This is a genomic window from Vibrio sp. 10N.286.52.F8, from assembly GCF_041468745.1.
Taxonomy (GTDB): Bacteria; Pseudomonadota; Gammaproteobacteria; order Enterobacterales; family Vibrionaceae; genus Vibrio; species Vibrio crassostreae_C.
In genome coordinates this window covers 1-8,387 of the sequence record NZ_JBFRJF010000063.1, presented here as the reverse complement: position 1 = coordinate 8,387, position 8,387 = coordinate 1, and the positions used below count along the sequence as shown (strand labels likewise).

The 8,387-nt window shown below is 43.9% G+C and carries 7 protein-coding genes and 1 pseudogene; 3 read left to right on the top strand and 5 right to left on the bottom strand.

Going from position 1 to position 8,387, the window contains the following annotated elements:
• Positions 1–160, bottom strand: a pseudogene (locus AB4133_RS21840) (MBL fold metallo-hydrolase); the annotation flags it as partial.
• 114 nt (positions 161–274) lie between these two features.
• On the opposite strand from AB4133_RS21840, the gene AB4133_RS21835 reads away from it, so the two are divergent.
• The gene (locus tag AB4133_RS21835) at positions 275–1,240 is read left to right on the top strand and encodes a GlxA family transcriptional regulator (RefSeq protein WP_120459721.1); all 966 of its coding nucleotides are present in this window, start codon (positions 275–277) and stop codon (positions 1,238–1,240) included.
• A 496-nt stretch (positions 1,241–1,736) separates the two neighbouring features.
• Here AB4133_RS21835 and AB4133_RS21830 read toward each other — a convergent pair whose 3' ends face one another.
• The 4 genes from AB4133_RS21830 to AB4133_RS21815 all read right to left on the bottom strand — a co-directional run bounded on the left by AB4133_RS21830 (position 1,737) and on the right by AB4133_RS21815 (position 5,938).
• On the bottom strand, positions 1,737–2,678 hold the full coding sequence (locus AB4133_RS21830) for a zinc-binding dehydrogenase (RefSeq protein ID WP_017062694.1): 942 nt from the start codon (positions 2,676–2,678) through the stop codon (positions 1,737–1,739).
• Positions 2,679–2,744: 66 nt separating this feature from the next.
• On the bottom strand, positions 2,745–3,833 hold the full coding sequence (locus tag AB4133_RS21825; RefSeq protein ID WP_017062693.1) for an alkene reductase: 1,089 nt from the start codon (positions 3,831–3,833) through the stop codon (positions 2,745–2,747).
• A gap of 10 nt (positions 3,834–3,843) precedes the next feature.
• Positions 3,844–4,941: an alkene reductase gene (locus AB4133_RS21820; RefSeq protein WP_372225739.1), complete on the bottom strand. Its 1,098-nt coding sequence runs from the start codon at positions 4,939–4,941 to the stop codon at positions 3,844–3,846.
• 115 nt (positions 4,942–5,056) lie between these two features.
• Positions 5,057–5,938, bottom strand: coding sequence for a LysR substrate-binding domain-containing protein (locus tag AB4133_RS21815; RefSeq protein WP_017062691.1), 882 nt, complete (start codon positions 5,936–5,938; stop codon positions 5,057–5,059).
• A 192-nt stretch (positions 5,939–6,130) separates the two neighbouring features.
• Here AB4133_RS21815 and AB4133_RS21810 point away from each other — a divergent pair, with 192 nt between their 5' ends.
• Entirely contained in the window at positions 6,131–7,297 is a 1,167-nt protein-coding gene (locus tag AB4133_RS21810; protein WP_029235440.1) for an MFS transporter, read from the top strand.
• A 131-nt stretch (positions 7,298–7,428) separates the two neighbouring features.
• On the top strand, positions 7,429–8,121 hold the full coding sequence (locus AB4133_RS21805; protein WP_017068416.1) for an SDR family oxidoreductase: 693 nt from the start codon (positions 7,429–7,431) through the stop codon (positions 8,119–8,121).
• Positions 8,122–8,387 lie beyond the last annotated feature (266 nt).

The following is an 8,387-nucleotide window of genomic DNA, read 5'->3' as shown; positions in this document are numbered from 1 at the left end:
CATTACTTGGCATCTCAACGGTTGGATTTTTCGCGGCCTTAGCCTTAATGACTGAAAACGGAGGCATAGAGCCTTTTTTCCCCAACATAGGATCAATAAGGATAAATTTTTCGCCAGATTCAATAATAAATGTTGCGCTACGTAGGTGGTGGATCTTCATAATGCCTCTCTAAACTCACTAACAAGCCATGTTCTCTATGAGATTTAGTATGCTTCTTTCTAGTTTCTTGTGATACTGTCTTGAAAGTCAACATTCGCGCAAATCGAGACACTTGTGAACAAATCAACCGAGCTAATTAAAATTACGATGGTAGCCTTTGAAGGCATCAGTGCTTTTCATCTCTCTGTGCCTTGTCTGGTGTTTCAAGATATCTTTTTCGGCCAGCCGGTTCGGTTTGACTTGAGGATCTGTTGCGAAAACAGCTTGCAGTTTGAAACAAGCTCTGGATTTGGTGTGGTGATCGATAGAGATTTGAGCGCTATTAAAGAGGCGGATATTGTGATTGTTCCAAGCTGGCCAAATGACCTGCCAGAGCCAAGTGAGCGACTTATAGAGGCGCTAATAGAGCATCATGGGAAAGGTAAGCTACTAGTAGGACTCTGCCTCGGGTCTTATGTACTTGCATGTGCTGGCGTTCTCGATGGAAAACGTGCCACAAGCCATTGGGCGTTTTCCGAACAATTTCAGCAGCAATTTCCTAAGGTGGATTTTGACCCAAACCCTCTATTTGTTGAACATGAGACTATCATTACCTCTGCTGGAGTAGCTGCTTCACTCGATTGTTGTCTACATATAGTGCGCCGTTTGTGTGGTAGTGAGCTTGCGAATGATCTCGCACGTAAGATGGTGACTGCGCCATCTCGTACTGGTGGACAGCAGCAATACATACCAGCACCAGTCAACATAAAACCTCTTACAGAGACAAGTATTAGCCTTGTGATTGAGCTGGTGGAGCAGAGCCTTAATCAGTGTCACTCACTAGATGAAGTCGCTGAGCGCTGTGCGATGAGTAAACGTACCTTCACACGCCAGTTTAAATCCACCTATGGCTGTACATTTGGTGAATGGCTGCAAAACCGACGTTTGGTGCTTAGCCAACGTCTATTAGAAACCACGAAACTATCGATACCTCAAGTTGCAGAGCAAGCGGGTTTTGGCTCTGACAGTGTATTCAGAAAGCACTTTAAATCGGCTTTTCATGTATCGCCGATTCAGTGGCGCACTACATTCAAGCAATAGTCTTAATTTCATTGAGGGCGATGGGGCTAGATCGCCGCATCTATTACTTTTTGTATCTGAAACCTTGCAAGTTCAATTCTAGGCGTTTTTGGGGCATCACAAGCCAGCCCTAACATCACTAGTTTGAAGCTACAAAATGATTTGCCGAAATCAATAGAATGAGTTTTGACTATCTCGCTATAAGGCCACTTAGCGATGGTCTATCCAACATATGAGCACAAAAAAAGCGAGCACTAAGCTCGCTTTTAACCATCTGTTTTTAAAGTAAATTACAGTAGTTCTACCGACTGTTGAGCAATCACGAATTCTTCGTTGGTTGGATTGCTATTAGTATCGCATCTGCTAGTAAGAGTGTGGTCAAAATTATTTAGACCACAATTTTAAACGACGTTGCAAAGATGAGTCTTACTCAATATCAGCAATTAGAACAACTATCCAAGCAAAGTGTAGGAAGTAAGCGCTATGTGACTCCCAGCAAAAGGATAAATTGCGCAGTCTAACTCAATGTAATCACGGTTTTTCGTTTTGTGGTTTCACTGTGTTTCAACGCATCAAGCATCTGCTCGAATTTAAAAGTGACAGGAATACTAACTTCAACACTCCCATTTTCAATACGCTCAAGCAACGCTTCACCATTTTGCATTAATGTATGCCAATCATCTTTATCACCAAAATTATGTAACGCTCCAAGGGCTATTTCGTGGTAAGAAATAGTGCGCGTAAATGGAGGGTCAATGGGTTTAGCAATACGATCTTGAATGCAGACAATATGTCCATTCGCTCTTAACAGCGGCACTAAATGGGCGGCATTTTCCCCACTCACCGCATCAAAAATGGCGAAGTATTTCATGTCGATTTGAGATTGCTCCCGATAAACTTGGCGAATACCTAAGCTTTTGGCTCGCTCTTCGCTCAGACTCGCGGAGACAACATCAACGATATAACCCGCTCTGACAAGGATCTGGGATAACAAATTATTCACCGCGCCAAAACCAACGACAAGCACTTCTCTTTGTTGGGTTAATGGAATTTTTTCAAATGCTTGCCACGCAGTTAGCATCGGACAAGGCAGTGCCGCGGCAAGTTCAAAAGATAGGCTCTCAGGTAGTGTCATCACTCGCTCAACGTTCAAAACAGTATATTTAGCGAAGCTACCATGGCGATTTAGTGAACCATGATATGCCACTCGACGGCCAATTAGACTGGGATCAACTTTAGAACCTACTTGTACGACGACGCCCGCACCATCAACACCTGGAACATGGCCATTCGGCCAATTTAAAGGATTGGCTTTAATAAATTTCCAATCCACAGGGTTAATACCAATCGCTTTGTTTTGTACTAAGATTTCGCTGTCATCTAAAGCTGCTCTTTCAGCCTTACCTAAAACAAGACTGTGTTTCTCAGTTTGATATTGCCAAATTCGATAGGGTTCCATATCACTTCCACTCGCTTAATGAAAAGGTAAGGCACCAAAGAGTTATCGTCCTTGGTACCTGGTGTATTAGGCTTGATAAGTTGGATAATCGACGTAGCCTTCGGCTCCGCCCCCATACAAGGTCAACCTAGCATCGGCATCAAACTCGGCCAATGGTAAATCATGAGCAAATCGGGCGACTAAATCAGGGTTCGTTACAAAAGGAGTACCAAAGGCAACGAAATCAGCATACTGCTTATCTAGCAACTGTTGGGCAGATTGCTTGGTCAACTTTCCTGCAACCATGATTGGATTAGAGTATATTCGGCGTACTTGCTGGCGAAACTCTTCAGGCACCTCTACATAGCGTGATATGTTTTCTGAAAAATGCACATACGCAAGGTTCATCAGTTGTAGTTTTTCCAGCAATGCTAACGTTAGCGGAACAATTTCAACATCATCCCCAGCAAAACCCTCTCCGATATGAGGAGACAGACGAACCGCAACTCTTTCCCCACCAATTTCGTCGGTAAGTGCTTGCAACGTATCAACCAAAAAGCGCATGCGATTCTCTTGGCTGCCACCATATTGATCACTTCTTTGGTTGCTTTCTAAGCGTAAAAAGGTATCAAACAAGTAACCATGCGCAGCATGAATTTCCACGCCATCAAAACCAGCTTCAATGGCGTTTTTGCCCGCTTGTACAAAATCCGCAATCGTGCTCTTAATGTCTTGCAGCGTCATCTCCCGTGGCGTTTCAGTTTCAATCATCCCAAAGCCACCTTCAGCTAGTGGGCCAAATACTTGATCTGGGATTTTAATCGCTGATGGGGCTAACGGCTTAGTACCTGAAATATCAGAATGACTGCGTCGCCCCACATGCCAAAGTTGAGTAAATATTTTCCCGCCATCTTGATGCACAGCTTGGGTGGTTTTTTTCCAGCCTTCGATGTGCTCTGGGGTATAAATGCCCGGAGTCATCGAATAACCTCGTGCAGCCGCTGAGATCGGGGTGCCCTCTGATACAATGAGTCCAGCACTGGCACGCTGACGGTAGTAGGTTGCCATCATCTCGTTTGGTACATCACCAGGTTGAGACGTGCGTGAACGAGTCATCGGCGCCATCGCGATACGGTTTCTAGTCTCAAGTCCGTGACCTTTAAATACCTTAAACATACTTACCCCCTTAAGCTTTATACGTTGGATAATCAATCAGACCTTTCTCACCACCACCAAACAAGGTGTTTGGATCATGCTCTGCCAATGGGTAGCCGTGAAGTAGACGTTCAGGAAGATCGGGATTCGCCACAAAAGGTCGACCAAAGCCGATCATATCAGCCAGTCCGTCATCAATAGCTTGCTTTGCTTTTTCCGCATTATAACGACCTGCGTAGATCAGCACGCCTTGAAAAGCATTGCGCATTGCACGTTTGAATGAGACGGGTGTATCTGGTGCATCATCCCAATCGACTTCAGCAATATGTAGGTACACGATATGATGTTTATTGAGTAATGCTGCGGCAGCGGTATAAGTCTCAATAGGGTTAGCATCAACAGTACCATTGAGGGTTGTTAAAGGTGCCAAGCGCACACCAACGCGATCAGCGCCAATGGCATCGACCATTGCAGTAACAACTTCATCAAGAAAACGAAGACGGTTTTCAAGACATCCACCGTACTCATCAGTGCGATCATTCGCATCTGAATCAATAAATTGGTTAATTAAATAACCATTAGCGGCATGCAGTTCAATGCCATCAAAGCCTGCCTCAATGGCATTCAATGCGGCTTGACGGTAATCTTCGATCACTTGCTGAATATCGGCTTTTGTCATCGCTCTAGGCTGAACGACGTCAACAAAACCAGGTTCATCACTGCCATTATCAACGAATACTTTTACGTTTTCCGCTTTTAATGCGGAGGAAGAAATCGGTTGCTTACCACCGATGTTATCTGTGTGAGTGACTCTGCCCACATGCCAGAGCTGAGCGAAAATAGCGCCTTGTTTGGCATGCACAGCGTCTGTCACTTTACGCCAACCAGCAATCTGCTCAGGTGTGTAAATACCTGGGGTCCATGCATAGCCTTTTGCCGTCGCTGAAATTTGCGTACCTTCAGACACAATCAATCCTGCACTGGCACGCTGAGCGTAATAGGTTGCCATCATGTCATTTGCGACATCACCAGGCTGACTGGCTCTTGAACGCGTCATCGGTGGCATGACAATGCGGTTTTTGAGTGTGAGTCCACCCAATGTGAATGGTTTAAATAGTGATAGTGACATAGTTGAGCCCTCTTCATTTGATAAGGGCATACTAGCAAATGAGTCACCAATCATTTATAGCAATAAAGGCAAATAATATTTGTATAAATTGCAACAATCAGCTTGTTTAAGCGGGTTACAGGGTTAGCTTTGGCTTAATAAAATCAATAAAAGCGGAGATCCGCTTGGCCACAGAAGAAGTCTTATAATACACAGCGTTGACTTGTTCTCTTCGTGGATGACTGATTTTTTCGCTCTCCAACAGCGAGATTAAACGTCCTTCGGCAATATCTTTATTCACCATAAACCCTGATAGACATGCAATGCCATTTCCTGCCAACACAATTTGTCGAATGGTTTCGCCATTACTTGATGACATCAAAGCGTCTAGTTGGGTAAAACCTTTTAAAGGCCAGTCATTCAAAATTTTGGGGGCGACAAATCCAATGAGATTATGCTGAGCAAGATCGCTGCTTTTAGTGGGGAGCCCGCGTTTTGAGATATATTCTGGTGAAGCCACAATATACAAGGGGCTTCGACCCAGCGACCGAGCATGTAGCGTTGAATCGCTCAACGTACCAATACGGATTGCTAAATCGGTTTTCTTTTCTAGTAAATCCACAATGCCTTCATTGGAAGTTATTTCTAGCTCAATATCGGGATAGGCTTGATTAAATGACTGCACCAATGGCACCAGTTGATGAAACACAAACGGACTAGCCGCGTCGACACGTAAACGGCCTTTGGGCAATTCCCCACGGGAAATAATATCTTCTTCCGCCTGCTGTAATTGCATTAATCCCACCCGCACAGAGTCAATGAACTGGCGTCCTTCATCGGTTAATTCAATACGTCTAGTGGTTCGGTTTAGAATAGTGACCCCAAGTTGACTCTCCACTTTACTGACCGCTCTGGATACTCGCGCGACTTGGATATCTAGGCTCTCTGCTGCCGCTGAAAAACCTCCGGTATCGACTACAGCTAGTAAAATGGCTAAATCATCAGATTTTGTTCGCATGCTATTTCCCTCAACTTTATCCAATCGCTCATCAGCTTTATTGCATTTATAACAAATATCATTTGTAAAAACCTCTGTTTTTCACAAAACATCTTTAATGCAAAATGCCCCCCATCAATTAACAACGCGACGGCATAGCGACCAATACATCGGCTATTGCTGGTCATTTTCAAACAACAGAGAGTAAATATTATGCCTTTAGCACTTCTTGCATTGACGCTCAGCGCCTTTGCTATTGGAACAACGGAGTTTGTGATCGTGGGGCTACTCCCGACCATGGCCTCCGACCTAAATATATCACTGCCTTCAGCAGGCTTGCTGGTTAGCCTTTATGCACTTGGTGTTGCCATTGGCGCCCCGGTTTTAACGGCTTTAACAGGAAAGTGGAATCGTAAACACGTATTGATTACCGTCATGTCACTGTTTGTTGTCGGTAACTTAGTTGCATGGCAAGCACCTGGATATAACACCCTGATTATCGCTCGTATTTTGACAGGTTTAGCCCATGGTGTATTTTTCTCCATTGGTTCAACCATTGCTACCGGTCTGGTACCAAAAGAAAAAGCCGCCAGCGCCATTGCGATTATGTTCACTGGTTTAACCGTGGCGTTAGTCACAGGCGTGCCGCTTGGGACATACATAGGTCAAACCTTTGGCTGGCAATCAACCTTCTTAGTTGTTGCGCTATTAGGTTTAATCGCATTAATTGGTAGTGCTTTCTTAGTACCAAATAACTTAAAACAACCTGCTGCAGCTAAGCTTTCATCGCAGCTTAAGGTATTAACTCAACCTAGATTATTACTGGTTTATGCGATTACTGCACTGGGTTATGGCGGCACTTTTACAGCATTCACTTTCCTTGCTCCTATTTTGCAGCAAGAAACTGGCTTTAGTGCGAATGCAATTAGTTTAATTATGTTGGTTTATGGAGTCTCAGTTGCGATTGGTAATATTTGGGGCGGAAAAATGGCCGATAAAATGGGCCCAATAAAAGCCCTTAGCATTATTTTTACTGGTCTTGCAGCTGTGCTTATCGTGTTCAATTTTACCGCCGTTAACCCTATTGCCGCGGTAGCCACGATTTTAGTTTGGGGGGCATTTGCATTCGGTAATGTTCCAGGTTTACAAGTATATGTAGTGAAACTTGCTGAAAAATATACACCAGATGCAGTGGATGTTGCTTCCGGTTTAAACATTGCCGCCTTTAACGTTGGTATTGCACTTGGTTCATGGGGCGGAGGGATGGTTGTCGCTGAAGCAGGCTTAATGCATACACCTTGGGTAGGTGCAGTAGTTGTACTGATAGCGCTTGCTTTGACCCGCTTTAGTGGCCGTCTTGATAAGCGTGCAGAAAGTTAATGGTAAAAATGTATTAATGAAATAAACACGACTCTTACCCTTAGAGCTGGTCAATGCAGCAGCATTGGCCAGCTTTTCGCAACTTATATTGATTGGTATTAGACAAGATTGAAACTGATAAGAGGCACTCAATGAAAACCGTTTTTATTACTGGAGCTAATCGTGGCTTAGGATTAGAGCTTGCAAAGCAATATGCACAGCGACATTACAAGGTCATCGCTTGCTGTCGCGATATTGATTCAGCGCATGAGTTAACCCTGTTAGCACAACAGTATTCAACCATTCGCCCTTATGCTCTAGATGTTAGTCATGAAACAGATATTCTCGCTTTAACTGAGGTGTTTAAAGAGCAACCTATTGATGTACTTATTCATAATGCTGGGGTGAGTGGTGAAGGATGTGACAACTTAGGCAATATGGATCAGCAAAGATGGCTAGAGGTGTTAAAGGTCAATACCATCGCACCCATGTTAATCACGCAGGCCTTGCTCAATAATATTCTAGCCGGCCAAGATAAAACCATAATCGGGATGACCTCAATACTGGCCAGTATTGATGATAACCGCTCAGGGGGACGATACAGCTATCGAGCATCAAAAGCGGCCCTCAACCAAATAATTAAATCTCTAGCCTGTGAATTATCCGAAGCGGGAGTGAAGACCATGGCAATTCATCCAGGTTGGGTAAAAACCGATATGGGTGGAAAGGAAGGCAAGGTAACAGTAAAAGAGAGTGTTACAGGCATGCTTAATGTTATCGACAATTTAAAACTTAAGCATTCAGGTTCATTTTTTGTCTACGATGGCACTCAATTGCCATGGTAAGCCTAGTAGTTACGTCTCATACAAACTCTAAGGGTAGGATATGCTTTTAACCTTTATAGTTTTAATCCTTTCTATTGTCGCTTTGCTCGGGTGGTATTTACACAAAGTCTCCCGTGACATTTCCCAAATTGACTGGGATTGGGATGTCGATGAGATCCTATAAATTGATATTGCCTGCATCTATGGCTGGTCACATTACATATCCTAAGGAACGACTGCGATCTTACTCTGGAATGAGTAAATACTTTAACGTGATGTATGGAATC